The sequence below is a fragment of the Pedococcus sp. P1_H8 genome (genome assembly GCF_056405175.1).
The window spans coordinates 19,045-45,289 of the sequence record NZ_JBFUCP010000009.1 but is presented as its reverse complement, the minus strand read 5'-3'; the positions used below and the strand labels follow the sequence as shown (position 1 = coordinate 45,289).

23 protein-coding genes and 1 pseudogene are annotated in these 26,245 nt (G+C 69.7%); 8 read left to right on the top strand and 16 right to left on the bottom strand.

Annotated elements, in window-relative coordinates; genetic code table 11:
• Window positions 1-45 precede the first annotated feature (45 nt).
• Window positions 46-1,155: a PLP-dependent cysteine synthase family protein gene (locus AC1DYG_RS14265; protein WP_477640534.1), complete on the top strand. Its 1,110-nt coding sequence runs from the start codon at window positions 46-48 to the stop codon at window positions 1,153-1,155.
• A 69-nt stretch (window positions 1,156-1,224) separates the two neighbouring features.
• On the opposite strand, the gene AC1DYG_RS14260 is transcribed toward AC1DYG_RS14265, so the two are convergent.
• The 3 genes from AC1DYG_RS14260 to AC1DYG_RS14250 all read right to left on the bottom strand — a co-directional run bounded on the left by AC1DYG_RS14260 (window position 1,225) and on the right by AC1DYG_RS14250 (window position 3,644).
• Complete coding sequence (locus tag AC1DYG_RS14260) at window positions 1,225-1,509, bottom strand: MoaD/ThiS family protein (RefSeq protein WP_477640533.1); 285 nt, start codon at window positions 1,507-1,509, stop codon at window positions 1,225-1,227.
• A complete protein-coding gene (locus AC1DYG_RS14255; protein ID WP_477640532.1) occupies window positions 1,506-2,594 on the bottom strand; it encodes a WD40/YVTN/BNR-like repeat-containing protein in 1,089 nt (362 codons plus the stop codon). Before AC1DYG_RS14255 ends, AC1DYG_RS14260 begins: the two co-directional genes overlap by 4 nt.
• Before the next feature lie 132 nt (window positions 2,595-2,726).
• Window positions 2,727-3,644, bottom strand: coding sequence for a 2-hydroxyacid dehydrogenase (locus tag AC1DYG_RS14250; protein ID WP_477640531.1), 918 nt, complete (start codon window positions 3,642-3,644; stop codon window positions 2,727-2,729).
• 154 nt (window positions 3,645-3,798) lie between these two features.
• On the opposite strand from AC1DYG_RS14250, the gene AC1DYG_RS14245 reads away from it, so the two are divergent.
• Window positions 3,799-5,016 (top strand): PQQ-dependent sugar dehydrogenase, encoded by a 1,218-nt coding sequence (locus tag AC1DYG_RS14245; RefSeq protein ID WP_477640530.1) that lies wholly within the window; start codon window positions 3,799-3,801, stop codon window positions 5,014-5,016.
• Here the strand turns inward: AC1DYG_RS14245 and gatB are convergent.
• The 3 genes from gatB to gatC all read right to left on the bottom strand — a co-directional run bounded on the left by gatB (window position 4,965) and on the right by gatC (window position 8,427).
• Window positions 4,965-6,500 (bottom strand): Asp-tRNA(Asn)/Glu-tRNA(Gln) amidotransferase subunit GatB, encoded by a 1,536-nt coding sequence (gene gatB, locus AC1DYG_RS14240; protein ID WP_477640529.1) that lies wholly within the window; start codon window positions 6,498-6,500, stop codon window positions 4,965-4,967. The genes AC1DYG_RS14245 and gatB overlap by 52 nt on opposite strands.
• A 5-nt stretch (window positions 6,501-6,505) precedes the next feature.
• The gene (gatA, locus tag AC1DYG_RS14235) at window positions 6,506-8,065 is read right to left on the bottom strand and encodes an Asp-tRNA(Asn)/Glu-tRNA(Gln) amidotransferase subunit GatA (RefSeq protein WP_477640528.1); all 1,560 of its coding nucleotides are present in this window, start codon (window positions 8,063-8,065) and stop codon (window positions 6,506-6,508) included.
• A gap of 65 nt (window positions 8,066-8,130) precedes the next feature.
• Window positions 8,131-8,427, bottom strand: a complete 297-nt coding sequence (gatC, locus tag AC1DYG_RS14230; protein ID WP_477623306.1) for an Asp-tRNA(Asn)/Glu-tRNA(Gln) amidotransferase subunit GatC — start codon at window positions 8,425-8,427, stop codon at window positions 8,131-8,133.
• Between the two features lie 82 nt (window positions 8,428-8,509).
• On the opposite strand from gatC, the gene mce reads away from it, so the two are divergent.
• The 3 genes from mce to AC1DYG_RS14215 all read left to right on the top strand — a co-directional run bounded on the left by mce (window position 8,510) and on the right by AC1DYG_RS14215 (window position 11,816).
• Window positions 8,510-8,950, top strand: a complete 441-nt coding sequence (gene mce / locus AC1DYG_RS14225) for a methylmalonyl-CoA epimerase (protein ID WP_477640527.1) — start codon at window positions 8,510-8,512, stop codon at window positions 8,948-8,950.
• Window positions 8,951-9,076: 126 nt separating this feature from the next.
• The gene (gene ccrA, locus AC1DYG_RS14220; RefSeq protein WP_477640526.1) at window positions 9,077-10,417 is read left to right on the top strand and encodes a crotonyl-CoA carboxylase/reductase; all 1,341 of its coding nucleotides are present in this window, start codon (window positions 9,077-9,079) and stop codon (window positions 10,415-10,417) included.
• A 49-nt stretch (window positions 10,418-10,466) separates the two neighbouring features.
• Window positions 10,467-11,816 carry an AI-2E family transporter gene (locus AC1DYG_RS14215; RefSeq protein ID WP_477640525.1) on the top strand — a complete coding sequence of 450 codons (1,350 nt, stop codon included), beginning with the start codon at window positions 10,467-10,469 and terminating at the stop codon, window positions 11,814-11,816.
• A gap of 22 nt (window positions 11,817-11,838) precedes the next feature.
• On the opposite strand, the gene AC1DYG_RS14210 is transcribed toward AC1DYG_RS14215, so the two are convergent.
• From AC1DYG_RS14210 to AC1DYG_RS14200, 3 genes are all read right to left on the bottom strand, one after another.
• Window positions 11,839-12,138 carry a hypothetical protein gene (locus AC1DYG_RS14210; RefSeq protein ID WP_477640524.1) on the bottom strand — a complete coding sequence of 100 codons (300 nt, stop codon included), beginning with the start codon at window positions 12,136-12,138 and terminating at the stop codon, window positions 11,839-11,841.
• 62 nt (window positions 12,139-12,200) lie between these two features.
• Window positions 12,201-13,979 (bottom strand): 3-hydroxyacyl-CoA dehydrogenase family protein, encoded by a 1,779-nt coding sequence (locus AC1DYG_RS14205; protein ID WP_477640523.1) that lies wholly within the window; start codon window positions 13,977-13,979, stop codon window positions 12,201-12,203.
• A 70-nt stretch (window positions 13,980-14,049) separates the two neighbouring features.
• Window positions 14,050-14,454 carry a hypothetical protein gene (locus tag AC1DYG_RS14200; protein ID WP_477640522.1) on the bottom strand — a complete coding sequence of 135 codons (405 nt, stop codon included), beginning with the start codon at window positions 14,452-14,454 and terminating at the stop codon, window positions 14,050-14,052.
• A 79-nt stretch (window positions 14,455-14,533) separates the two neighbouring features.
• Between AC1DYG_RS14200 and nucS the strand changes: the two genes are divergently transcribed.
• Window positions 14,534-15,229 carry an endonuclease NucS gene (nucS, locus tag AC1DYG_RS14195; protein WP_477640521.1) on the top strand — a complete coding sequence of 232 codons (696 nt, stop codon included), beginning with the start codon at window positions 14,534-14,536 and terminating at the stop codon, window positions 15,227-15,229.
• Between the two features lie 52 nt (window positions 15,230-15,281).
• On the opposite strand, the gene AC1DYG_RS14190 is transcribed toward nucS, so the two are convergent.
• The 5 genes from AC1DYG_RS14190 to AC1DYG_RS14170 are packed head-to-tail and all read right to left on the bottom strand — an operon-like array spanning window position 15,282 to window position 19,937.
• Window positions 15,282-15,905 (bottom strand): histidine phosphatase family protein, encoded by a 624-nt coding sequence (locus AC1DYG_RS14190; protein WP_477640520.1) that lies wholly within the window; start codon window positions 15,903-15,905, stop codon window positions 15,282-15,284.
• Between the two features lie 60 nt (window positions 15,906-15,965).
• Window positions 15,966-16,775 carry a DeoR/GlpR family DNA-binding transcription regulator gene (locus tag AC1DYG_RS14185; RefSeq protein WP_477640519.1) on the bottom strand — a complete coding sequence of 270 codons (810 nt, stop codon included), beginning with the start codon at window positions 16,773-16,775 and terminating at the stop codon, window positions 15,966-15,968.
• Complete coding sequence (locus tag AC1DYG_RS14180; RefSeq protein ID WP_477640518.1) at window positions 16,772-17,662, bottom strand: carbohydrate ABC transporter permease; 891 nt, start codon at window positions 17,660-17,662, stop codon at window positions 16,772-16,774. Before AC1DYG_RS14180 ends, AC1DYG_RS14185 begins: the two co-directional genes overlap by 4 nt.
• Window positions 17,659-18,669, bottom strand: coding sequence for a carbohydrate ABC transporter permease (locus AC1DYG_RS14175; RefSeq protein WP_477640517.1), 1,011 nt, complete (start codon window positions 18,667-18,669; stop codon window positions 17,659-17,661). Before AC1DYG_RS14175 ends, AC1DYG_RS14180 begins: the two co-directional genes overlap by 4 nt.
• Window positions 18,670-18,671: 2 nt before the next feature.
• Window positions 18,672-19,937 carry an extracellular solute-binding protein gene (locus AC1DYG_RS14170; RefSeq protein ID WP_477640516.1) on the bottom strand — a complete coding sequence of 422 codons (1,266 nt, stop codon included), beginning with the start codon at window positions 19,935-19,937 and terminating at the stop codon, window positions 18,672-18,674.
• A gap of 302 nt (window positions 19,938-20,239) precedes the next feature.
• Between AC1DYG_RS14170 and AC1DYG_RS14165 the strand changes: the two genes are divergently transcribed.
• Together AC1DYG_RS14165 and AC1DYG_RS14160 are read left to right on the top strand one after the other, a co-directional pair.
• On the top strand, window positions 20,240-21,136 hold the full coding sequence (locus AC1DYG_RS14165; protein WP_477640515.1) for an SIS domain-containing protein: 897 nt from the start codon (window positions 20,240-20,242) through the stop codon (window positions 21,134-21,136).
• Complete coding sequence (locus AC1DYG_RS14160; protein WP_477640514.1) at window positions 21,133-22,395, top strand: N-acetylglucosamine-6-phosphate deacetylase; 1,263 nt, start codon at window positions 21,133-21,135, stop codon at window positions 22,393-22,395. Before AC1DYG_RS14165 ends, AC1DYG_RS14160 begins: the two co-directional genes overlap by 4 nt.
• On the opposite strand, the gene AC1DYG_RS14155 is transcribed toward AC1DYG_RS14160, so the two are convergent.
• Both AC1DYG_RS14155 and AC1DYG_RS14150 read right to left on the bottom strand, forming a co-directional pair.
• The gene (locus tag AC1DYG_RS14155) at window positions 22,350-22,913 is read right to left on the bottom strand and encodes an Ig-like domain-containing protein (protein ID WP_477640677.1); all 564 of its coding nucleotides are present in this window, start codon (window positions 22,911-22,913) and stop codon (window positions 22,350-22,352) included. The two genes, AC1DYG_RS14160 and AC1DYG_RS14155, sit on opposite strands and share 46 nt — an antisense overlap.
• 1,434 nt (window positions 22,914-24,347) lie before the next feature.
• Window positions 24,348-26,120, bottom strand: a pseudogene (locus AC1DYG_RS14150) (S8 family peptidase); the annotation flags it as partial.
• Window positions 26,121-26,245: the final 125 nt, after the last annotated feature.

Here is a 26,245-nt window from a genome sequence, read left to right as displayed (position 1 = left end):
AACCCGCGGCCGCGGCATACCTCTCCGTCCAGTGAGGAACGACCGATGGAGCAGCCGCCCGCCCTGATCGACGTCAGGGCGACCGCACCGACCGACCGGCCATGGCTCGACGAGGCGATCCGCCGCATCCAGGCCGACGCCAACCGCAGCGCCGACACCCACCTCGTGCACGTGCCACTCCCCGGGCTGCCGGACGTCGACCTCTACCTCAAGGACGAGTCGACGCACCCGACGGGCAGCCTCAAGCACCGCCTGGCGCGGTCGCTGTTCCTCTACGCCCTGTGCAACGGCGAGCTGCACGACGGGACCACGGTCATCGAGGCCTCGAGTGGGTCGACGGCGGTGAGCGAGGCCTACTTTGCGCGGATGCTCGGGCTGCCCTTCATCGCCGTCATGGTGCGGACGACCAGCCCGGAGAAGATCGCCCTGATCGAGCGCGAGGGCGGCCAGTGCCACTTCGTGGACGACGCGGGCGAGGTCTACGAAGTGGCGCGACAGCTCGCCGAGGAGCGTGGCGGCCACTACCTCGACCAGTTCACCTATGCCGAGCGCGCGACCGACTGGCGCGGCAACAACAACATCGCGGAGTCGATCTTCGAGCAGATGGGTCGCGAGCGGCACCCGGTCCCCCACTGGGTCGTCGTCGGCGCGGGCACCGGTGGCACGAGCGCGACGATCGGGCGCTACGTGCGCTACCGGGGGCTGGCCAGCCAGGTCTGCGTGGTGGACCCCGAGCACTCGGCCTTCCTCCCCGCGTTCTGCGGCGACGAGGCCGGTGTCACGGCAGCGTGCGGGTCGCGCATCGAGGGCATCGGGCGGCCGCGGGTCGAGCCGAGCTTCGTGCCGAGCGTCGTCGACCGGATGATGCTCGTGCCCGACTCCGCGTCCGTCGCTGCCATGCGCTTCCTCACCGAACGCACCGGCCTGCGCGGTGGCGCCTCCACCGGCACCAACCTGTTCGGCGCGATGCGCCTGGCGTGCGAGATGGCCGAGCGCGGTGAGGGCGGCAGCATCGTCTCGCTGCTGTGCGACGGCTCGGAGAGGTATGCCGGGACGTACCGCAACGACGCCTGGCTCACCGAGCGCGGGTGGGACCTCACGCCCTACGTGGGTGTGCTGGAGCGGGCCTGGGACGAAGGGCTCTGGACCGCCTGAGCGAAACCACCCCCGCGAGTCTGAAGGCTTTGCCGTGCCCTGGCCCTGCGGATCCTTCAGACTCGGCGCCTACCCGCCGGAGACGGCGTTGATGACGTGCACGGTCGAGTTGGGGGTGACGACCGTCTGCACGCCGTCGGCGCGCTTGGCGTCCTCACCGTCGACGAAGACGTTGACGTGACGGCGGATCTGACCCCGCTCGTCCCGGATGCGTGAGGCGAGGATCGGCCACGGCTCGAAGGCCCGGTCGAGCACGTCCGCGAGCGAGGCCTGCGCCCCCAGCTCGACGGGCAGCTCGGCCGCACCGTCGGCCAGGTCGCGCAACAGGCCCGGCAGCACCACGCGGGCCGTCATGGGAGGGTGACCGCCCGGACGCAGAGCACGTCGGGCAGCTGTTCGACGATGCGGGTGAACGAGTCGCCGCCGTCGACCGAGCCGTAGACCTCGCCGTTGCGCGTGCCGAGGTAGAGGCCCGGCTCGTCGGGATGGTTGTCCAGGCCTGCGGCGTCGCGCAGGACGTTCGTGTAGCTCGGGGAGGGCAGCCCCTCGTGCTGGGTCCGCCAGGTCGCCCCGGCGTCGTCCGTGCGCTGGACCTGCAGCTCGGCCGCTGGTGGGATGCGTTCACCGTCGGAGGCGATCGGCACCAGCCACATGGTGTCGCCGCGACGCGGGTGGGCCAGGGCGGTCATCCCGAAGTTCGTCGGCAGCCCTGCCTCGATCGACGTCCAGGTGACCCCGTCGTCGTCCGAGCGGTAGACGCCCTTGTGGTTCTGGGCGTAGAGCCGAGTCGGGGTGCCGCTGTCGCGCACCACCTTGTGGACGCACTGGCCGAACTCGGGCCACTCGTCGTGGGGCTGGAAGTAGGCGTGGATGCCGGTGTTGCCCGGATTCCACGACGCCCCGGCGTCGCGGGTGTTGTAGACGCCACCCGTGCTCATCGCGACGAGCATGCTGTCGGCGTCGACCGGGCTCGGCAGGACCGTGTGGATGGCCCCGCCGCCGAACCCTTCGCCCCACTCGGGTCGGTGGGGGTGCTCCCACAGCCCGCGGTTGAGCTCGAACGTCTCACCACGGTCCGCGCTGCGCCACAGCCCCTGGGGTTCGGTGCCCGCCCAGACCACCGCGGGGTCGTGCGGGTCGGCCACCAGCTGCCAGGTCGCCTTGAGGGCGGTGTCGGTGTCGTCCGGGAACCGGATCGACCCGTCGGGGTGCTCGACCCAGCTGGCGCCGAGGTCGTCGGAGTGCTGCAACGAGGGACCCCAGTGCGAGGAGCGGAACCCCACGAGCAGTCGGGTCGGGTCGGTGCGGGTGTCGAACAACAGCGACAGCACCTCGCTCATCAGGAAGTGCGGACCCTCGATCCGCCACGACTGCCGGTCCTCACTGCGAGCCAGCCACAACCCCTTGCGCGTGCCGATCCCGACGACGGTCTCACCCATGTTTCCCATACTGGCACTCCTCTGGCCGTTCGACACGTGTTGGCGATACCGACCCGAACCCGCAGCAGAACTCATCGCTGGAGGGCCGCTGTCATCGCCGGAAAGCCGAAGGCATCGGTGGCCGAGGGAAGCTCAGACCAGGTTCCGCAACGGTCTCCCGGCGGCATACGCCCCCAGCTGCTCCTGGAGCAGCCGCGCTGCCCGCGGCATGAAGGCGGTCGAGGCCCCTCCCACGTGCGGAGTGATCATCACTCCCGGCGTGCTCCACAGCGGGTGGTCCGGCGGCAGCGGCTCGGGGTCGGTGACGTCCAGGGCAGCCCGGATCCGGCCGGCCGCCGTGTGGCGCACCAACGCGTCGGTGTCGACCACACCACCGCGCGCGACGTTGACGACCAGTGCACCATCGGGCAGGGCGGCCAGGAAGGCGTCGTCGACCAGACCCGCCGTGGACGCACTCAACGGCACGATCACGATGACGACGTCGTGCCGTTGCAGCAGGTCCGGCAGCTCGTCGACCCCGTGGACGGACCGCACGAACTCGTCCCCCGCCCGCGCGCGGCTCGCCACCGCGGTCACCTGTACCTCGAACGGCGTGAGCCGAGCGGCGATCGCCCGGCCGATGGCGCCGTAGCCCAGGACCAGCACCCGTTTGTCGGCCAGGGCCTGGTGGAAGGTCGACGGCAGCCAGGTGCGTTCGCGTTGCGCCGCAAAGAAGTCCGGGAAGTCACGCAGGCTCGCGAGGGTGAGCGCCACCGCCAGCTCGGCCGTCGACGCATCGTGGACCCCGGTGGCGTTCGCGAGCCGCACCCCTTCGGGCAGCACGGCCTGCACGTCGTCGTAGCCGGCCGTCAGGAGCTGCACCAGCTCGAGGTTCGGCAGGTGCGACAGGGCGCCCAGGCGGCCTCCGGCCCCGATGTAGGGCGGGACGACCACCTTGATCTCGTCGGCCCGGTCCGGAGCGCCGTCGAGGTCCCACACGGCGAGCTCGACTCCCGAGATCGGTCCCACGGCGTCCACCCATTCCTGCCCCGGCAGGGTCACCATCGTCATGCCTCCCACGCTAGCCCGCACCGAGAGGGGCCGGTGCGGCCCGTCCGGGTGAGCGGCCGACCCGCCGCGCTGTCAGGTGCTTTGCCCAGCCGCTGTCAGGGGCGTGCGGAGCCGCCGTCAGGTGCGAACGCGCCGGCATCACGCACAATGGGGTATGCCGCGTCCACCGTTTCGTCGATGGCGCACCTCCGCAGGGGCCGCAGTCACCACTGGGGTGGCTGCCCTGCTGCTCGTCAACGGGTGCTCGGGCACGGACGGATCGGGCGACGGAGCGAGCGTCACGGCCCCCGTGCTGACCACATCGACCACAACCACCTCGACTCCGAGCGGCTCGACGACCACCACGAGCAGCGCCTCGACGACCCCGACGACGACGCCGACCAAGGCCGAAGTCCCGGCGACGTCCACCGTCGCGACCAACCTCGACGTCCCGTGGGCCATCGCGTTCCTCCCCGACGGCTCCGCCCTGGTCACGCTGCGAGACAGGGCCCGGCTCCTGCACGTCCGGCCGGGCCACGCGCCCACTGTCCTCGGCCAGATCCCGGGCGTGCGGCCGGACGGCGAAGGAGGCCTGCTGGGTGTCGCCGTGTCACCACGGTTCGCGAGCGACCGGAGCATCTTCGTCTACTTCACCGCCGCAGACGACAACCGTGTCGTCCGGCTGACCTTCACCGGCGGCAAGGCGACCAAGCCGACCGTCGTGCTGCGCGGCATACCCAAGGCTGGCAACCACAACGGCGGACGACTTGCCTTCGGTCCCGACGGCTATCTCTACGTCACCACCGGCGACGCCGGACGGTCCGAGCGGTCCCAGGACAAGGCCGCCCTCGGCGGCAAGATCCTGCGGATCACGACCGACGGCAAACCCGCGCCGGGCAACCCGTTCGGCAACTCCCCGGTCTGGACCTACGGGCACCGCAACGTGCAGGGCATCGCGTGGTCCCCCGACGGTCGGATGTTCGCGAGCGAGTTCGGGCAGAACACCTGGGACGAGCTCAACCTCATCGTGCCGGGACGCAACTACGGCTGGCCGGTCGTCGAGGGAAGGGCGGGTCGCTCCCGGTTCACCGACCCCCTTGCCCAGTGGGCGACCTCCGACGCGTCGCCGAGTGGGATCGCCGTGGTTGACGGCGCGGTCTGGATGGCTGCCCTGCGAGGTCAGTCGCTGTGGCGAGTTCCCTTGACTGCCAACGGCATCGGGTCTCCCAAGCGACTGCTCCAGGGTCGGTACGGTCGGCTGCGTGACGCCGTGGTGGGTCCGGATGGCCGGCTGTACTTCCGGATATCCGGAAGTTCCACTTCCAACAGGGGGCGGCGGCCTCAGGAGAGCTTGGCCAGGATCAGCTCGCGGGCCTTGCCTGCGTCGGCCTGACCCCGCATCTCCTTCATCACCTGACCGATGAGGGCACCGGCCGCCTGGACCTTGCCGTCGCGCACCTTCTGGGCCACCTCGGCGTTGGCGTCGATGACCTTGTCGACAGCCGCCTCGAGGGCGCCGTCGTCCTGCACCAGCTCGAGGCCACGAGCGTCGGCGACCTCAGTGGGCGTGCCCTCACCGTCGATGACCCCGTCGAGGACCTGACGGGCCATCGAGTCGTTGAGGCGGCCGCCACGGACCAGCCCGTCGAGCTCGGCGATGTGGGCGGGCGTGACTCCGAAGTCCTCCACCGAGCGGCCCTCGACGTTCGCGCGACGGGCCAGCTCTCCGGTCCACCACTTGCGCGCACCGGCCGGCGTCGCGCCCGCAGCCACGGTCTCCTCGATCAGCTCGACCGCGCCGGCGTTCATGACGTCGCGCATCTCGAGGTCGCTGTAGCCCCAGTCGGTCTGGAGCCGCTTGCGGCGAAGTCCGGGCGCCTCGGGCAGCGTGCCACGCAGCTCCTCGACGGTCTCGCGCGTCGGCGCGACAGGCACGAGGTCGGGCTCGGGGAAGTAGCGGTAGTCCTCGGCATCGGACTTCTCGCGGCCACTCGTGGTGACCCCGGTGTCCTCGTGCCAGTGGCGCGTCTCCTGGGTGATCTTGTCGCCCTTGTCGAGGATCGCCGCGTGCCGGGTGATCTCGTAACGCACCGCGCGTTCGACGCTGCGCAGGGAGTTGACGTTCTTGGTCTCGGTGCGGGTGCCGAGTGGCACGGCGTCCTGGTCCTGGTCCCCGGTTGCCTTGGGGCGCAACGACACATTGGCATCGCAGCGCAACGAGCCCTGCTCCATCTTGACGTCGGAGACGCCGAGGGCGCGCAGCAGCTCGCGCAGGGCGCCGACGTAGGCCTTGGCCACCTCGGGCGCCCGCTCACCGGCACCGGTGAGCGGCTTGGTGACGATCTCGATGAGGGGTATGCCTGCCCGGTTGTAGTCGACCAACGAGTGGTCGGCGCCGTGGATGCGTCCGGTCGCGCCACCGATGTGCAGCGACTTCCCGGTGTCCTCCTCCATGTGGGCGCGCTCGATCGCGACCCGGTAGACCGTGCCGTCGGACAGCTCGACGTCGAGGTGGCCCTCGAACGCGATCGGCTCGTCGTACTGGCTCGTCTGGAAGTTCTTCGGCATGTCCGGGTAGAAGTAGTTCTTCCGGGCGAACCGGCACCACTCCGCGATCTCGCAGTTGAGCGCCAGGCCGATCCGGATGGCCGACTCCACAGCCTTCTCATTGACGACGGGCAGCGCGCCCGGCAGGCCGAGGCAGACCGGGCAGACCTGGGTGTTGGGTTCGGCGCCGAACTCGGTGGCGCACCCGCAGAACATCTTGGTCGCCGTGTTGAGCTCGACGTGCACCTCGAGACCCATCACGGGGTCGTAGCGCTCGAGCGCCTCGTCGTAGTCGACGATCTCCTCGGCGGTGGCCATAGCCGTGTTCATCGTGGTCACGCTCCCTTCGCGGTCAGCTGGGGGGCCTTGGCCAGCAGCGAGCCGCCCCACCTGTCGACAAGCATCTTCTCCAGCGCAGCGCCCACGTTGTAGAGCCGCTCGTCCTTGGTCGCCGGCGCCAGGATCTGGATGCCGGTGGGCAGGCCGTCCTCGTCGGCGAGTCCGCTCGGCAGGGACATGCCAGGCACCCCCGCGAGGTTGGCGGGGATGGTCGCGACGTCCTGGAGGTACATCGACATCGGGTCGTCGAGCTTGTCGCCCAGCTTGAAGGCGGTGGTGGGCGCGGTCGGGCTGACCAGCACGTCGACCTGCTCGAACGCCGAGGTGAAGTCGTCCGCGATGAGTCGGCGGACCTTCTGGGCCTGGCCGTAGTAGGCGTCGTAGTAGCCGCTCGACAGGGCGTACGTCCCCAGGATGATGCGGCGCTTGACCTCGTCACCGAACCCGGCGTCGCGGGTGGCGGCCATGACCTGCTCGGCGCTGGGGTCGTCGATGCCCTCGGGCAGCACCCGCAGGCCGTAGCGCATCGCGTCGAACTTCGCGAGGTTGGAGGACGCCTCGCTGGGCAGGATGAGGTAGTAGGCCGCGAGCGCGTAGTCGAAGCTCGGGCACGACACCTCGACGACCTCGGCACCGGCCTCCTGGAGCAGGGCGACGGACTCGTCGAAGCGGGCGCGCACGCCGGCCTGGTAGCCCTCGCCGCCGAGCTCCTTGATCACTCCGACCTTGAGCCCCCTGACGTCCGCGCGGCGGGCCGCCTCGACGACCGAGGGCACCGGGGCGTTGATCGAGGTGGAGTCCATCGGGTCGTGGCCCCCGATGACCGAGTGCAGCAGGGCAGCGTCGAGGACGGTGCGCGTGCACGGACCGGCCTGGTCCAGGCTGGAGGCCAGCGCCACCAGGCCGTAGCGGGAGACCCCGCCGTAGGTCGGCTTGACGCCGACCGTGCCCGTGACCGACGCCGGCTGGCGGATCGAGCCGCCGGTGTCGGTGCCGATCGCCAACGGCGCCTCGTATGCCGCGACGACGGCGGAGGAGCCGCCTCCCGAACCGCCGGGGATGCGGGTGAGGTCCCACGGGTTGTGGGTGGGGCCGTAGGCGGAATGCTCGGTGGACGAGCCCATCGCGAACTCGTCCATGTTGGTCTTGCCGAGGATCGGCATACCGGCTGCCTTGAGGCGGGCCACAACAGTGGCGTCGTAGGGCGGGATCCACCCCTCGAGGATCTTGGAGCCGCAGGTCGTCGGCAGGCCCTGGGTCGCCATCACGTCCTTGACGGCGATCGGCACGCCGGCGAGGACATGCAGGTCCTCGCCCGAGGCGCGGCGCTGGTCGACGGCACGGGCCGCCCCGAGGGCTCCCTCGCCGTCCACGTGGAGGTAGGCGTGCACATCGGCGTCGACGGCGGCAATGCGGTCGAGGTGGGCCTGCACGACCTCGACGGAGCTGAGCTCACGGGAGCCGAGCGCGTACGCGAGCTCGGCAGCGCTGAGGCGGGTGATGTCGGAGTTCACGGGTGGTGGTCCTTGGTCTGTCGCTGGTGGGGGCGCGGACATGGGGTCGGTGGATGTGGCGCGGATCGGGCTCGGTCGGCCGCGGTCGGCGGGGTCGGCGCGGTAAGTCAGTCCTCGTCAAGGATGCGCGGCACGGAGAAGCGCTGCTGCTCCTGCTCCGGCGCCCCTGACAGGGCGGCCTGCGCCCCGAGCGACGGACGGACCTCGTCCGGGCGGGTGACGTTCGTCAGCGGCAGCGGGTGCGACATCGGCTCGATGTCGTCCGCGGCGACTTCCTGCACCTTGGCGACGGACTCGAGGATGACGCCGAGCTCTCCGACCATCCGGTCGAGCTCGGCATCGGACAGGTCGATGCGGGCGAGGCCGGCGAGGTGCGCGACGTCGTCCCGGGACAGTGCGGACATGAGCGCCAGTCTAGGGGCGCGGTCAGGAGCGTGACGCATCGCTCATGTCGCGGCATACCGGCCTCGTCCTAGGCTGACGACCATGACTGGACTGCCCACCGAGCTCTTCACCGCCATCGACCACGTGGGAGTCGCGGTGCGCGACCTCGACGAGGCGATCGCCTTCTACCGCGACACCTACGGCATGACGCTGGCGCACCAGGAGGTCAACGAGGAGCAGGGCGTCCGCGAGGCGATGATGGCGGTCGGCGGCAGCGGGTCGCACATCCAGCTGCTGGCGCCCTTGTCCCCCGAGTCGACCATCGCGAAGTTCCTGGACCGCACCGGGCCCGGAGTGCAGCAGGTGGCCTACCGCGTGGAGGACGTCCAGGCCGTCAGCCAGGTCCTGCGCGAACGCGGCCTGCGGCTGCTCTACGACGAGCCGCGGCGGGGCACCTCCAACTCGAGGGTGAACTTCATCCACCCCAAGGACGCCGGCGGCATCCTGGTCGAGCTCGTCCAGCCCGCCCACGAGACGCACTGACTGACCCACTCAGGCGCCGCGTGAGGTAGGTCACCGCGTGACCGGAGTCTCACCGGGTATCCCGATTGCCTTACTCCGCAGTAGTTTCGGCTCCAGCCGTGCCGACGACGCCGAGGAGACAGACCCATGCAGGAAATCCGCGACGCCATCCTCTCCGGGGACCGCACCCAGGAGACGTATGCCGGGTTGTCCATTCCGGAGACCTACCGCGCCGTGACGGTGCACAAGGACGAGGTGGACATCTTCGAGGGCCTGTCCACCAAGGAGAAGGACCCCCGCAAGTCCCTGCACCTCGACGACGTCCCGGTGCCCGAGCTCGCGCCCGGTGAGGCGCTCGTCGCCGTCATGGCCAGCGCCATCAACTACAACACCGTGTGGACCTCGATCTTCGAGCCGGTGTCGACCTTCGGGTTCCTGGAGCGCTACGGCCGCACGTCGGAGTTCGCCAAGCGGCACGACCTGCCCTACCACGTGGTGGGTTCCGACCTCGCCGGCGTCGTGCTGCGGACCGGACCCGGGGTCACCAAGTGGAAGCCCGGCCAGGAGGTCGTCGCCCACTGCCTGTCGGTCGAGCTCGAGGACGCCGAGGGCCACAACGACACCATGCTCGACCCGCAGCAGCGGATCTGGGGCTTCGAGACCAACTTCGGCGGGCTGGCCGAGCTGGCCATCGTCAAGTCCAACCAGCTGATGCCCAAGCCGGCCCACCTGACGTGGGAGGAAGCGGCTTCGCCCGGGCTGGTCAACTCGACGGCCTACCGCCAGCTGATCTCCAAGAACGGCGCCGCCATGAAGCTCGGCGACCGCGTGCTGATCTGGGGCGCGTCGGGTGGTCTGGGCTCCTACGCCACCCAGATGGCGCTGTCCGGTGGCGCCACCCCGATCTGCGTCGTCTCCTCGCCGGAGAAGGCCCAGATCTGCCGCGACATGGGTGCCGAGCTGATCATCGACCGCAGCGCCGAGGGCTACCGCTTCTGGAACGACGACAACACCGCGCAGGACCCCCGGGAGTGGCAGCGGCTCGGCAAGAAGATCCGTGAGCTCACCGGCGGGCACGACGTCGACATCGTCTTCGAGCACCCCGGGCGTGAGACCTTCGGGGCCAGCGTCTACGTCGCGCGCAAGGGCGGCACCATCGTGACCTGCGCCTCGACGTCGGGCTACATGCACGAGTACGACAACCGCTACCTGTGGATGAACCTCAAGCGGATCATCTCGAGCCACTTCGCCAACTACCGCGAGGCGTGGGAGGCCAACGAGCTCATCAACCGGGGCCTCATCCACCCCACCCTCTCCAAGACCTACTCCATGGACGAGGTCGGCCAGGCCGCGCTCGACGTGCACCGCAACGCCCACCAGGGCAAGGTCGGCGTGCTCACCCTCTCCCCCGAGGCCGGGCTCGGCGTGACCGATGCCGGGATGCGGGCCTCCCTGCTCCCGCAGATCGACCGGTTCCGCAACACCTGACCTGCGGCGATACCGCGGCGGCGCGACGGCGTGCCATAGGCTCGGGGCCATGTCAGCCCTGGACCGGTGGCGTGAGTTCCGACGCGCACAGCGCGCCGCCCTGCTCGCCAGCAACCACCCGCACCAGGCCTCGGAGTCGCAGACGTCCTCCTCGCCGATCGGCCTGCTCGCGGACCTCCTGCCCGGCGGCCGGCCGAGCGACGACGAGGAGGGCGCTGCGAGTGCCGGCGCCGGTGCGACCACGGCGACGGCCACGGCCACGGCCGGTGGTCGCGACGAGGCGGACGAGGCGGACGACCAGGAGCGCGGCCGAGGTGAGGAACAGGGTCGGGGCCGCCGCTACGGACAGGCCGGGCGACCGCTCAACCGCCAGTCACCGTTCTACATGGGCTTCGTCGGGGGCATCGGCGTGCTCACGGCCCTGCTGCTGTGGCAGACCCTGGGTCGGCTCACGACAGTGCTCACCCTCGTCGTCATCGCCTTCTTCCTCGCCCTCACGCTGAACCCACTCGTGGAGTTCCTCACCAGCCACGGCATGCGCCGCGGTGGAGCGGTGGCGGTCGTCTTCGCCGGCGTCGTTGCGGTCTTCACCCTGCTCGGGCTCGTGGTGGTCCCACCGGTCATCACCCAGGGCAGCGACCTCGCGCAGAAGGCGCCCGACTACCTCGACCAGATCCTGCGCAGCAGCTTCGTCAAGGACCTCGACCGGCACTACGACGTCGTCGACAAGATCCAGGCCGAGTTCAACAAGCGGATCACCGACGGCAACTTCATCAGCCAGGTGTTCGGCGGGGTGCTGGGAGTCGGCGTCGCGGTCATCGGCGGCATCTTCCAGACGTTCACCGTGCTCGTCCTGACGCTCTTCCTCCTCGCGTCCTTCCCGCGCGTCAAGCAGGGGGCCTACGCGATCGTCCCCGCCTCGCGTCGCCCCCGGGTGATCTCGCTGTCCGAGGAGATCATGCGCAGGACGGGTTCCTACGCGGCCGGCCAGGTCGCCGTCGCGACGATCAACGCCATCTGCTCGTGGATCATGATGATGATCGTCGGCATCCCGTATGCCGCCGTGCTGGCTGTGGCGGTCGGCTTCCTCGGACTCATCCCCATGGTCGGTGCCACCATCGGTGCCGCGGTCGTGTGCTTGGTCGCGGTGTTCGACGAGCCCAAGAAGGCCGTGATCGCGATCATCTACTACGTGGTCTACCAGCAGGTCGAGAACTACATCGTCGCGCCCAAGATCATGCAGCGCACCGTGTCGGTCCCTGGCGCGGTCACCGTGGTGGCGGCCCTCGCCGGCGGCACCCTCCTGGGTGTCCTCGGCGCCCTGCTCGCGATCCCCGTGGCAGCCGGCCTCCTGCTGCTCTACGAAGAGGTCCTGCTCCCCCGCCAGCGCCGCCACTGAGCTCGCCGGGCTGGCGGAGTCCTCAGCGGATGGAGCCGCGGGTGTGCCGGCGGTCGCGTGCCTCCCAGCACGGGGTGTGCCAGTGGCGACGGTCGTCGAGCCCACCCATTCCCTCGGCCGGCCAGGCCACCACGTGCGGCGTGCCCATCTGGATGTCCTGCTGGCAGCCAGGGCACAGGTAGGCGCGGCTCGCACCGCTGCCGGTGACGCGGCGCACGAACCACTCGCCGCCGGCATACCCCTCCCGCCGCGCGGTCCCCCCGACCGCGCGGTCGAGGTTCAGCGGGGCGTCGTCACGGCGACGCCGGTTGGCACGGGGCATGGTTACGATTCTCGCAGAGCCGCCCCGGCCGCTGGCGCCACGCCGACCGCCGCAGCGCAGCCTCAGGCGTAGGTGCGGAAGCCGCGCCCCGTCTTGCGGCCGAGGTAGCCGGCCGTGACCATGTGCTCGAGCAGCGGCGCAGGGGCGAAACCGGGCTCGCGGAACTCGAGGTAGAGCTCGCGCTGGATCGCCAGCGACACGTCGTTGCCGACGACGTCGAGCAGCTCGAACGGCCCCATGGGCAGGCCGCACCCGGTCTTCATCGCGGTGTCGATCGCGTCGGCCGTGGCGTAGTTGGCGTTGAGCATCTTCACGGCATCGTTGAGGTAGGGGAACAGCAGGGCATTGACGATGAAGCCCGAGCGGTCGCCACACGTGACCGCGTGCTTGCCGACCTTGGCGCAGACGTCCTGCACCGTCGCCACGACGTCCGGCGCGGTCGAGACCGTGTGGACGACCTCGACGAGCTTCATGATCTGCGCCGGGTTGAAGAAGTGCATCCCGATGACGTCCTGCGGGCGCGAGGTGGCGGCCGCGCAGTCGACGACGGGCAGCGACGAGGTCGTGGTGGCCAGGATCGCTCCCGGCCGGCAGATCTCGTCGAGGTTCTCGAACAGCGCCTTCTTGACGGCCAGGTCCTCGACGACGGCCTCGACGACGAGGTCTGCGGAGGCCAGGTCGTCCAGGGATGTGGTGCCGGTCAGGTGGCCCAGGGCGGCGGCGCGGTCCTCCTCGCTGAGCTTGCCGCGCTGGACGGCCTTCTCGAGCGACTTGGTGATGGCCGCGGTCACGGCGTCGACCTTGGGCTGGCTGCGGGTGACGTAGACGACGTCGTAGCCGGCCTTGGCGAAGACCTCGATGATGCCGGTCGCCATCGTCCCGGAGCCGACGACGCCGACAGTCCGCACCTCGCGCAGCGCGGCTGCGGACTCGCCGGCCGACGTCGGGGTGAGCCCGTCGTCGACGACCTGGCTGCTGCCCGGCTCGGCGTAGGTGTAGAACCCGCGACCGCTCTTGCGACCCTTGAGACCGGCGCTGACCATCTGCTTGATGACCGGGCTCGGGGCGTGCAGGCGGTCGCGGCCCTGCTTGTACATCGTGTCGAGGATCTCGTAGGCGGTGTCGAGACCGATCAGGTCCATCAGCGCGAGCGGGCCCATGGGGTAGCCGCAGCCGAGCTTCATCGCCGCGTCGATGTCCTCGCGGCTGGCATAGCGCGACTCGAACATGGAGACGGCGTGGTTGAGGTAACCGAACAGCAGCGCGTTGGCGATGAACCCGGCCTTGTCCCCCACGATGACCGGCTGCTTGCCGAGTCGGATCGCGAGCGCCTTGACGTCCTCGAAGACCTCGTCCTCGGTGACGACGGTGCGGATCACCTCGACGAACTGCAGCACGGGGGCGGGGTTGAAGAAGTGCATGCCGACGACCCGCTTGGGGTTGCCGGTCGCCACCGCGATCTCGGTGACCGACAGCGACGACGTGTTGGTCGCGAGGATGGCCTCGGGTCCGACGATCGCGTCGAGCTTGCCGAAGAGCTCCTTCTTGAGCTCCAGGTGCTCAGGCACGGCCTCGACCACGAGCTGGCAGTCCGCGAGCTCGTCGAGGCTCGAGGTGAACTGCACTCGCGCGTGCAGCGCCGCCTGGTCCTCCTCGCTCAGCTTGCCCCGGCTGACGGCCCGGCCCGTGGAGTGCTCGAGCACGCCACGTCCCTTGTCGACCGCCGCCTGGTCGACCTCGACCGCCACGACGTCGATCCCGTTGCGGGCGAACACCTCGACGATGCCGGCACCCATGGTGCCGAGACCGATTACTCCGACCTTGCTGAACTCACGAGCCATGCCGCGAGTCTGGCAGAGCAGGTATGCCGCGTGGACCCCCGGGGAGCGTGACGGTCACCACCCCGCGTGCTCACCAGTCGTGACCGGCCCCGATGAGGGCGGACTCCATGTGGAAGCGCTGCTCGCGGGACAGCCCTCGGATGGCGGTCGGCACCGGGATGTCCACCGCCCTGCAGTAGTCACGCAGCGCGTGGTCGTAGGCCAGACGCGCCGCCATCAGCCGCTCGGCCTTGCGGGGCTGGTCGCCCTCCTCGACCCGGCGGATGTGAGCCGCGAGGCGGCTGAGCTCCAGGGCCAGCAGCACCGGCGGGATGGGTTCGGTCGCGGGGCGACGCGAGGCGCGCCATGACTGCGCCCTGGCGACGGAGGGCTCGAGCAGCCTGGGTGGCCGGCCGGTGGTGAGCCAGCGCACCCCGCTCACGAGGGTGCCCATCACGAGGGCGAGACCGGCTACGTTGCCCAGGACGGACGGCATACCACTCACCTCTTGTCCATGAGTGTGCGCTCAGGACCCCGGCACGCGCAACGGTCGGCGGGCCGTAGAGTGACCCCTCGTGCGGTTGGTCATTGCGAAGTGCTCCGTGGACTACGACGGACGTCTGTCGGCCCACCTCCCCCTGGCGACGAGGCTCCTGCTCGTCAAGGCGGACGGCTCGGTGCTCGTCCACAGCGACGGCGGCTCCTACAAGCCGCTGAACTGGATGTCACCGCCCTGCGCGATGGCGGAGGTCGAGCCCGAGGCCCACGAGGCCGCCGCCGGGGTCACCGCCGTGTGGCAGGTGCAGCACGCGAAGTCGGAGGACCGGCTGCGGGTGCTCATCCACGACGTGCTCCACGACTCCGCGCACGACCTGGGCGTCGACCCGGGGCTGATCAAGGACGGCGTCGAGGCGCATCTCCAGAAGCTGCTCGCGGAGCACATCCACACCCTGGGTGACGGCTACAGCCTGGTCCGCCGTGAGTACATGACGGCCATCGGCCCGGTCGACATCCTGTGCAAGGACGCCACGGGCGCCTCGGTGGCGGTCGAGATCAAGCGGCGCGGCGACATCGACGGCGTCGAGCAGCTGACGCGCTACCTCGAGCTGATGAACCGCGACCCGCACCTGTCCCCCGTGACCGGCGTCTTCGCCGCCCAGGAGATCAAGCCCCAGGCGCGCACGCTGGCCACCGACCGTGGCATCCGCTGCGTCACGCTCGACTACGACGCCCTCAAAGGGATCGACAACAGCGAGCACCGGCTGTTCTGAGGTCTGGGGCCGGCGCTAACCCAACAATTGCATGGATGAGCGACGGCGCGGTCTAGACGACGGCGCGGTCGGTCGATCCCGGCCAGCTCAGCACCTCGAAGCCGTCCCCGTCCACCGACACCTCGGCCACCGCGCAGTTGGGCAGGTACTTGGCGGCGGCGAGGTCGTCGCGAACGTTGCCGGAGATCCGGGGCAGGACGAACGACATGACGCCGCCGTGCGAGAACACCAGGACCGTCTCGCCGCGGAACTGGTCTGCGATCGCCTGGAGCGCCTCGCGATAGCGGGCCACGACCTCCTCGCCGGTCTCCCCGCCGGGGATGCACCGACCCAGGTCCCCGTGCAGCCAGGACTTGAACACCGAGGCGAGCTCCGGGTCGTCGTGTGGCCGACCCGCCAGGGCGCCGACGGAGAACTCCTCCAACCCTGGCACCGCCCGCGCCTCGACCCCCAGGGCCCGCGCCGCGATCGCGCCGGACTCGATGGCTCTGGCGAACGTGCTCGTGTAAACGCGGGCGACCTTGCGTGTGGCCACCGCGGCCGCCAGCGCCTCGGTCTGCTCGACTCCCTCCTGCGACAGCCAGCCGCCTTCGTCGGACAGCACCGACGGGTGGCCGTACTCGGCGTCGCCGTGCCGCGCGATGAGCAGGGTGGCGGCGCAGTGCAGGTCGCTCATGGCTTCGAGATTAGGCGCTCCGAGGGTATGCCGCGTGGCGCGGCTTTGAAGGTGCCTGCCTCAGACGATCTCGACCGTGACGCCGGCAGCCCGGAACTCGGCCAGCGCAGCCGCAGGTGCGGTCTCGTCGGTGACGAGCACCTGGATCCGCTCCGAGGAGCAGATTCGGGCAAAGGCACGTCGCCCCACCTTGTCACCCGTGCTCACGACGACCACGCGGTCGGCGCGCTGGACCATGAGCGAGTTGATCCCGGCTTCGCCCTCGTGTTCGCAGGTCGCTCCCCCCGCCCCCGAGACGCCGTCGACACCCAGGACGACCGTGTCCAGCCACAGCTCGCCCAGCACCATCGAGGCCAGCGGGCCGGAGAGCTCGTAGGACTCCGGCCGCGCCACACCTCCGAGGGAGACGCAGCGGATGAACGGCCGCAGCACCATCTCGGTCGCGATGTTGAGGGCGTTGGTCACGACCGTGATCGACGGACGGCGCGACGACGCCGCGAGATCGGCCCGGGCAGCGAGCTTGCGCGCGGTGGCACTGGTCGTGGTGCCTCCGTTGAAGCCCACGACGGACCCCTCCGGAATGAGGTCGGCGGCGAAGGCGGCGATCCGCTCCTTGGCCGAGTCGCCACCGCCCTGCTTGTAGCGCACCGGCAGGTCGTAGGCCACGGCGCTGGCCACCACACCCCCATGGGTGCGCGTCACGAGCTGCTGGGCCGCGAGGTCACCGAAGTCGCGACGCACGGTGGCCTCGGAGACGCCGAGCGACTCCACCACCTGGGCGACGCTGAGCCGGCCGTGCTCGGCGAGCAGGCCGAGCAATGCACTCCAGCGGGCGCCGCGGTCCATGCTGCGCCCGTCCGGCTCGTTCACTTGACCGCTCCCGAGGTGAGCCCGCCGACGAGGTGCTTCTCGATGAGGGCGAAGAGCACGACGACGGGAACGATGGCGATGATCGAGGCACCGAACAGCTGGTCCCAGTTCTGCTCGTAGCCGGTGACATAGGAGTTGATACCCACGGTGAGGGGCTTCTTGGCGTCGTCGAGCATCAGCGTGAGCGCGACGACGTACTCGTTCCAGGCCGCGATGAAGGTGAAGATCGTGGCCGTCACCAGACCGGGCAGGGTGAGCGGAAGCATGACCCGCCACAGGGTCCCGAGCCGCCCGCAGCCGTCGAGCTCGGACGCCTCCTCGAGCTCGCGCGGGATCGAGGCGAAGAAGCCGTGCAGGATCCAGATCGCGAAGGCCAGGTTGAAGGCCGCGTTCGTGAGGATCAGGGCGAGGTAGGTGTTGACGAGGTTGACCGTGAAGAACTCGCGGTAGATCCCCACCACCAGGGAGGTCGGCGAGAACATCTGGGTGACCAGGACGAGGAACAGGAAGGCAATCCGACCGCGGAACTTGAAGCGAGCCGTGAAGTAGGCCGCGGGGATGGCGACGACGACGACGATCGCCGTGGAGGCGACGGCCACGATCACGGACGTGCGGAGCCAGGCGAGGAAGCGCTCGTCGCCGATGACCTCGGAGAAGGTCGTCCACTTCCACACCTCGGGCAGGACCGACGGCGGCGTCCGGACCACGTCGCTGCTCGGACGGAACGCATCGAGCAGCATCACGAGGTAGGGCCAGACGAAGGCGAACGCGACGCCGAGGCCGATCAGGGGCATCGCCCACGGGCGGATCCCGCGCCAGCCGGTGGGGCGGGCGGGCTTGGTTGCCGCGCCACGCGGCATACCCGTGGTCGTGGTCGTGGTGGTCACGACTCCTCCTCGCGCCAGCGGGAGACCCGCAAGTAGACAAGCACCGCCACGAGGATGAGGCAGACGTTGAACAGGCCGGCTGCCGCCGACTGGCCCACGTCCTTCTCAGCGCTCTTGAAGGCGAGCTTGTACATGAACGTGATCGTCGTGTCGTGGCTGAAGCCCGGGTTGGACTCGTTCAGCGTGTAGATGATCGGGAAGCTGTTGAAGACGTAGATCATGTTGAGCACCGTGGCCACGAGGATCGCCGGCCGCAGCAGGGGCAGCGTGATCAGTCGCCAGATCTTCCACGGGGACGCCCCGTCGATCCGCGCGGCCTCGTAGACGTCGGTCGGGATGGCGTTGAGACCGGCCACGAAGACGTACGCGGTGAACGGGACCGACACGAAGACGCCCACCGCGATCATCGACGGCATGATCAGGCGGTCGCTGCCGATGAAGTCGATCGGGGTGTCGATGAGGTGCAGGCCGAGCAGCACCGCGTTGAGGGTGCCGTAGTAGTAGCTGTAGATCAGGCTGAACAGGCGCGCCGTGATGACCAGGGAGGCCGCCCACGGAACGATGACCGCCCAGCGGACCAACCTGCGACCCCAGAAGTCCTTGGTGAGGAACTGGGCCAGGCCCAGGCTGATCACGATGGTCAGCAGCACCACGGCGACCACCCAGACGAGCGTGTTGGTCAGGACGGTGCCGAGGCTCTCGTTGGCCAGGACGTTGCGGTAGTTGTCCAGCCCCGCGTCACCCTTGCGCAGACCGGTGATCGAGTAGCGCGAGAGCGAGGCCCGCACGAGCTCGACCGCGGGCCAGACGACCACGCCGAAGATCAGGGCGAGTGCTGGGCCGAGCCACAGCAGCGCGATCCAGCCGGAAACTCGGCCGCCGCGACCGTGCCGCCGGGACCGGAGTCCCCGACGACCGGTCGGCGGCGAAGCCGGGGCGGATGGTGCCGGTGCGGGGGCGGCCGGCTGACCGACCACACCCGCACCGTCACCGATGGGCTGGGTCACGCTCAGCCGCCGGCCTCAGCGGACTGCTGGAGCTTGTCCAGGACCGCCTTCGGGTCGCCGGTGACCGCCGTTCCGAGGTTCTGCTGCACCGCGAGCTTGACCTTGTCCCAGGTGGGGTCGTCGGTCGGCGTGAGGTGGGCGTTCGGCAGCGTCTCGAGGTAGGTCTTCAGCGCGGCGTCGGAGGAGAACTCCTGGATGCCGGACTTGGTGACCGGCAGGAAGCCCTCTGCCTTGATGAAGGTGTTGACCTGGTCCTTCTGGTAGTAGAGGTCGTAGAACGCCTTCACGGCCTCCTGGTTCCCCTTCTTCTTGAAGGCCATGAGGTAGTCGGTGACGCCGAACGTCTGCGGCGTCCCACCGTCAGCCTTGGTCGGCATCGGCGCCACGCCGTAGTCGACCTTCTTGTCCTTGTCGAGGGCCCCGGCCAGCGGGGAGAAGCCGACGACCATGCCGACCTTGCCGGACGCGAACAGGTCGAAGGCGTCCTGCCGGTTGGTCTTGCCGGGGTTGTTCTGGGTCAGCTTCTTGGTCGCGAGGCCCTTGAGGAAGCCCAGCGTCTCGACGTTCTCGGGGCTGTTGACGGTCCACTTGCCGTCCTTCTTCCAGTCCCCACCGTTGTTGAACAGCCAGATGGAGAACTCACCCTGGGCCTCCTCGGGCCCGAGCGGCAGGCCGTAGCCGATGTTGCCCTTGCCGAGGTCCGCGATCTTCTTGGCGTCCGCCTCGAACTCGGCCCACGTCTTGGGCGGCTCGGCGATGCCGGCCTCCTTGAAGAGGGTCTTGTTGTAGAACATCGCCCGGGCCGAGCTCAAGTCGGGCATGCCGTACATCTTGCCGTCGTAGGTGCCGGACTTGACGAACGCCTCGAGCAGGTCGGACTTCACCGCAGCGGGGAGCACCTCGTCGGAGTTGTAGAGCAGGCCGTCCTTGGCATAGCTGGCGTAGGCGTTGAGGTTGAGGATGTCCGGCGGGTTGTTGTTCTGGACCATCGTCGAGCTCTGCTGGTCGATGTCGTCCCAGCTGACGATCTGCACCTCGAGGGTGTTGCCCGTCTTGGCCTTGTACGCCGTGGCGAACTGGTCCCAGAAGGCCTTCGTGTGGTCCTTGGAGTACTCCGCCGCGACGAGCTTGATCGTTGTGGCCTTCTTCGAGCCTCCGCCGTCGGTGGAACCGGCTCCCGTCCCGCCTCCGCAGGCCGCGAGGCCGAGTGCCATGACCGCGGTCCCCGCGATCAGACCCGCAGCCGGCAGGTGTCGTCTGGTGCTCACGTCTTACCTCACATCTCTCGTGGACGATCAGACGACGTTGCCTGACCGGTTCCGCCCCTGATCGTTGTCCAGCATTGATCGTTTCGTAGCGGTTAACGCGCGCTTCGCTCAGGTTCAGCGAGGCTTGGGAACACATTGGCCCCACCCGCTGGCCCAGTCAAGCCTCCTGGCAGGAGTTTCTCGGCCAATTTGGAGCACAAATCCCATCAAAACGCATTCAATCGCGCACCCTCTTGACTGATTGAATCTGATGGAAGACCATCTAGTTCGGTCTTATCCACTCACAGAAGGAGTGCCACGAAGTGCCCACCACGCATCTGGCTGCCGAGATCGCCACCCAGCCCGCCGACTGGCGAGCCGTCCTGAGCCGGGTCTCCGAGGCCCGCGCGGTCCTCCCCTCCGACGGCGCACGCGTCGCCGTCACCGGGTGCGGGACGTCCTTCTACATGGCCCAGGCGTATGCCGCGCTGCGCGAGTCGGCAGGACACGGCCACACCGACGCCCACGCGGCCAGCGAGTTCCCGCTCGACCGGAGCTACGACCACGTCGTGGCCATCTCCAGGTCGGGCACGACGACCGAGGTGGTGGAGCTGCTCGAGGCCCTGAAGGCCCGCGGACAGGCCACCACCGCCATTGTCGCGACGGTGGGCACACCCATCCCCGCCCTGAGCACGCACCAGCTCATGCTGCCCGAGGTCGACGAGCGGTCGGTGGTGCAGACGCGGTTCGCCACCACGACCCTCGCCCTGTTGCGAGCCACCCTCGGCGAGGACCTCACAGGCGCCATCGCCGACGCCGAGGACGTCCTCGCGCAGGACGACGACACCGCGCTCGCAGGGCTGCGCGACGTCGAGCAGATCACCTTCGTGGGACGCGGCTGGACCAACGGGCTCGCCCAGGAAGCAGCCCTGAAGCTGCGCGAGTCGGCCCAGTTCTGGACCGAGGCCTACCCCGCCATGGAGTACCGCCACGGCCCCATCAGCATCGCGACTGCCGGACGGGCGACCTGGGCCTTCGGCGACGTCCCCGAGGGGCTGGCCGACGACGTCCGCGCCACCGGTGCGCACTTCGAGCACCGGACGATCGATCCGTTGGCCGACCTCGTGCGCCTGCACCGCCTCTGCGTCGCCAAGGCGGAGCAGGCCGGCGTGGACCCGGATCGACCGCGGCACCTGTCACGGTCCATCATCCTCACGTGACCTCTGCGAGCCCGAGCGCCCAGCGCATCCTGCTCACCGGCGCCGTCGTCCTGCCGGATCGCGTCGTGAGCGACGGCGCCGTCGCCATCACCGACAACCGCATCGCGTATGCCGGTGAACGCGGCTCGCTGCCCTCGGAGTGGGTGGGTGTCGCCTCGCCCCAGGGCTGGCGCGCGGGACTGACCCTGCTCCCAGGGCTGGTCGACATCCACTGCCACGGCGGGAACGGTGGCGAGTTCGGCCCCGATGTGGAGAGCGGGCGCACGGCCGCCAGGCACCACCACACCCACGGTTCGACCACGGTCATCGGGTCGCTCGTGTCGGCCCCGGCACGGACCCTCCTCGATGGTGCGCACGCGCTGGGCGAGCTGGTCCGCAGAGGCGAGCTGGCCGGCATACACCTCGAAGGGCCGTTCCTGTCCGCGGTCCGGTGTGGCGCCCAGAACCCGGCCGCCCTCGTCGACGCCGACGTTGCCCTGGTCGAAGCCCTGGCTGAGGCGGGCGGCGAGGGTTCGTTCGCCCACATGACGTGGGCGCCCGAGCGCGCCGGAGGCGACTGCGTGCCCGCCGCACTCGCTCGCGTCGGCGCGCTGGGCTCGCTGGGGCACACCGATGCCGACTACGGTCTCGCGACCCGCGCCCTGGAATCCGTTGCGGCGCAAGGGGTCCGGGGCGGATTGCCGCTGGTGACCCACCTCTTCAACGGCATGCCACCGCTCCTGTCACGGGCACCGGGACCTGTCGCTGCATCGATCGCCGCAGCCGCGCGAGGTGGGGCGGTGGTCGAGCTGATCGCCGACGGCGTGCACCTCGACGGTGGCACCGTGCGGATGGTCTTCGACGCCGTGGGACCCGACCACGTCGCCCTGGTCAGCGACGCGATGGCTGCCAGCGGCCTGCCCGAGGGCGCCTACTCGCTGGGTGGCCTCGACGTCACGGTCCGCGACCGCGCCGCGCGACTGACCGACAGCGGCAGCCTCGCCGGCGGGGTGAGCACCCTCCTGGAGCAGGTGCGCTGGCTGGTCGACGGGCTGGGCATCCCCCTGGCCGATGCGGTGAAGGCGGCCTCCGCGACCCCGGCGCGTGCGCTGGCACTGCAGGGCGTGGGCTCGCTGTCAGCGGGATCTGACGCCGACGTCGTGGTGGTCGATGACGAACTGTCGGTGCAGCGGGTGCTGCGTCGCGCCCAGAGCTCAGTCTTGCCGAGGAGGTGTCAGCGCACGACCACCGAGACCGCCGCCGAGGCCGAGGGGTTGTAGATCCCGGACCCGTTGTAGGTCGCCGTCAGCTTGTGCGTGCCACGGGCCAGGACGGGCGCCCGGTAGGCGGCCTTGCCCTTGCTGACCGCGACGGTGGCGAGCACCTTCGAGCCGTCCCGGAACGTCACCGTTCCGGTGGCGACCGACGGGCTGACCGTGGCGGTCAGGGTCGGACGGTAGCCCTTGAAGAAGTCGCGGTCGTTGACGCTGAGCGACGTCTTGCTCACCAGCCCCTTGACCGTGACCTTCACGATGCCGGAGGTGCTGCCGTTCGTGATCGCATCCCCGTTGTAGGTGGCCGTCATCGAGTGCGTCCCACGGGTCTGGCCCGAGGCGGTCCACACCGCCTTGCCACCGCTGACCGCCACCGTCTTGACGACCTTGCCGCCGTCCTTGAAGGACACCGTGCCGGTCGCCATCGAGGGCGTGACGGTGGCTGTGAACACCGGCTTGCCCCCGTAGGTGTACGACGTCGAGCTCGAGGTGAGCTTGGTCGACGACGCGGCCTTGACGGTCACGACCTGTGCCCTCGCACCATCGGCGTTGAGGTGGTGGAGGAGCAGCAGGCCCTGGGGCTTGTCCGAGGCGTACGACGCGTCGTCACGGCGGACATTCAGCAGGGCGCCCGGGGCGTCGGTGCTGAGCATCGTGCCGTAGTCGTCGCTGTAGGCCGCCAGCGCGGGCGAGGCCACGCTGAGGGTCATCGGAGCGGCCTGGGAACCGACCGCGTCGACCTGACCGGCCTCGGCGGTGTAGGACTCGACCCAGTACTTGATCTTGGGCGTGGCGCCCGCGACCAGACCTGCCTCGCTCAACGCACCCACGGACACCGGAAGGGCCAGCGAGTCGCTGTTGAAGACGTTGGTGTCGAACGAACCGTCAACGTTGTTGACAGACTCCGGGCCGTAGAAGTCGGACGACTCGAAGATCGAGTGGAACCGCTTGGGCCCAGTGCGAAGGTCGACGATGTCCACGACGAAGTAGTCGTAGTCGTCCGTGGTGGACACCCGGGTGTTGTAGGCCACGGCCTCGGGGCCCGGGGTTGCCGGGTCCGTGTCGAGGTACACGTCGAACTCGGTGTAGGAGGCCGGCGTGCGCCAGGGACCGTAGCTGCTGACCCCGAAGCTGACCTTCGAGCCGGCGATGTCGGCGGGCTCGTACAGGAAGGCGTCCGAACCCGTCCCGACGTAACGCAGGTCGGCGGAGCGGTCATCGGCGAAGGCGATGCAGTCGAGGACCAGAGCTGACGAGCAGCTCGGGATCTTCGGGCTGCTGCCCTGCAGCTGGAACGTGGACACGGTCGACTCGTAGCCGAGGGGGTCGGAGTCGCTGTACGTCTGGATGCTCGAGCCGGCCAGGGCCAGCGTGCCGGTCTTGACCGCACCTACACCCGTGACCGTGCTCTGGGCCGCACTCGCCATGGCCGAGGCCGGGCGGGGTGCGGACCAGACGGGCACGCGCAGGGCCGAGCCCGGCGTGAGACCGGCAGGCGTCAGCACCATGCGTCCGCTGGCGTCAGCGCGGTAGCTGCGGTCGATCCCCAGGCCCAGCGGGTCCGTCGCCGTGGTGGGGTCCGGGACCGCTCTGAGGGCCGAGCGCGTGATGGTGGCCGTGACCTTGACGTCCGCTGAACCGCCAGCCGGGAGGCTGACCTGGCTGGGGCTGAACGAGTACATCACGCCCGCAGACGGGTGAGCCGCCTGGTAGCCGATCGTGTAGGACGCCGACCCGGTGGGGCGCTTGTTGACCACGTGCACGGTCTTGGTCAGCGTCGTGGTGGCTGCAGTGACGGCGACCGGGCCGAAGGAGACGCTGACGGCACCCGGGGTGTCCTTGACGTAGGCCAAGGTCGTGGTGTCGACGGCGGCATCGGCCTTGACCCTGCCGGAACCGACGCGCTCAGGTCCGTAGACCGCGCCGGTGTGGTTCGGGCCCACGTGGACGTCCTGGGTCGCGGTGTTCATGATGGCGGCCTTGACCTCCTCGGAGGTCCACGTGGAGTGGGCGCCGCGCACGAGGGCGGCTTCACCGGCCACGTGCGGGGAGGCCATGGAGGTGCCGCTCTCGGCGATCCCCTCGTTGCCCGTGCCGACGGCGACGGAGAACGTGGTCACACCGGGGGCCGCGACGTCGGGCTTGACGTTGCCGGCGATGCCGACGCCCCGCGAGGAGAAGCCTGCGACCTGGTCGACGGCACCCGGGTTGACGATGGTCACGCTGTTGCGCAGCGCGTTGGTCATCGTCACCTTGACCGGGGTTCCCCCGTCGAGCTGGGCCTTGATCGCAACAGTCGCCTGGTTGACCGTGAGCATCGCGGGGATGACTGCATCGCCCGTCACGCCGGCCGAGAAGGCGTTCACGTCACTGCCGAAGATGACACCGGCCGCACCAGCTGCCCTGGCCGCGGCCGAACGACCGGCCGAGCCACAGCGACGTCCTGTGCCGTCGAACCACTTGGTCATGACGATCTTGTTCAGGACCTTGGCCGCGTCTGCGGTGGAGAACGCCGAGCAGCCATCGGTGTTGTTCGAGGCAGAGGCCGGCTGGCTCCAGTCGCCGAGCGTAACGACCTCGGTGTCGGTCAGGCCGGGCTTGGTCGCCCAGTCGTAGGCCACCGACTTGAGGGCCGCGAACACGTTGTCCTGGGTGCCGTCGACGGTGCCGGCCGGCTCTATGCCACTGGGGCTCTCGACCTTGAGCCCGTCGACCACGGAGTCACGGTCGTCGGATGCTGCCACGGCGAGCACGCGAGTGGCGTTGCCGGGCGAGCCGCCCACCTCGTAGACGTCACCGCTGTTGCCGATGGAGGCGACGACGACGGTGCCGAGGGCGGCGAGGTTGTTGGACGCGACTGCGTCGGGGTCATCCGGGGAGCCGTAGCTGGAGCCGAGCGACATGTTGACCACATCGAGGCGGTCGGACAGGTCACCGTCGCCGTTGGGGTCGGCCGCCCAGTCGAGGGCCTGGCCCACGACGCTGGTGTCGCCCTCGCAGCCGAAGACCTTGAGCGCGTACAGCGACGCACCGGGTGCGACGCCCGGGCCGATGGCCAGGTCCGCGGGGTCGATGTCCGTGGCGTAGCCACCGGTGTAGGTCGCTCCCGCCTTCGTCACGCCGAGACCGGCTGCCGTGCCGCTGACGTGGGAGCCATGGCCCTCGCAGTCCAGCGGGTTGGGGTCGGGCACGGGGACGGCAACGCCGTCACCGGGGTTGTAGGCGTCGCCGGCGAAGTCGTAGCCGCCGACCACCTTGGTGGTGGGCGTGAACGTGTTCGAGGCCTTGGCAGTCGCGTATGCCGCGCCGGTGCCCGGTCCCCCGAAGTCCGCGTGCGTGTAGTCGATGCCGGTGTCGATGACGCCGACTCGGACGCCTTCACCAGTCTCGCTGCGTCCCTTCCACACCTCCGGGGCTCCGATGAGCGGCACCGACGAGGAGTTGGACGGGGACTTGGGGGTGATGCGGTGGACCGCCTTCACGCCGGGGATGGCGGCGAGCGCCTTCAGCCTGCTGGCGTCGGTGCGCACGGCGACACCGGAGTAGAGGGCGTGCGCGCGGTAGAGGGTGCGTGCCTTGGTCTCGGACTCTCCGAAGCGTGCCTCGACCGAGGCCTGGGCCCGCTTGATCGAGGCCGTCTGGATGCGGGCAGCGAGCGTGGCTGCCGAGCCACCCCGCGAACGAGCCTGGCCGAAGGCCGTCGACGCGGGTGCCGGGTCGAGCTCGATCATGACGTCGACCGCACCCTTGGCACCCACGAGACTGCGGTCGAGCTTCTCCGCCTGTGACCGAAGGGTCCCCAGCCCGAGGGAGCCCGCACCCGTGCTTCCGGCGGGGAGCCTGACGGCGGTCCCGC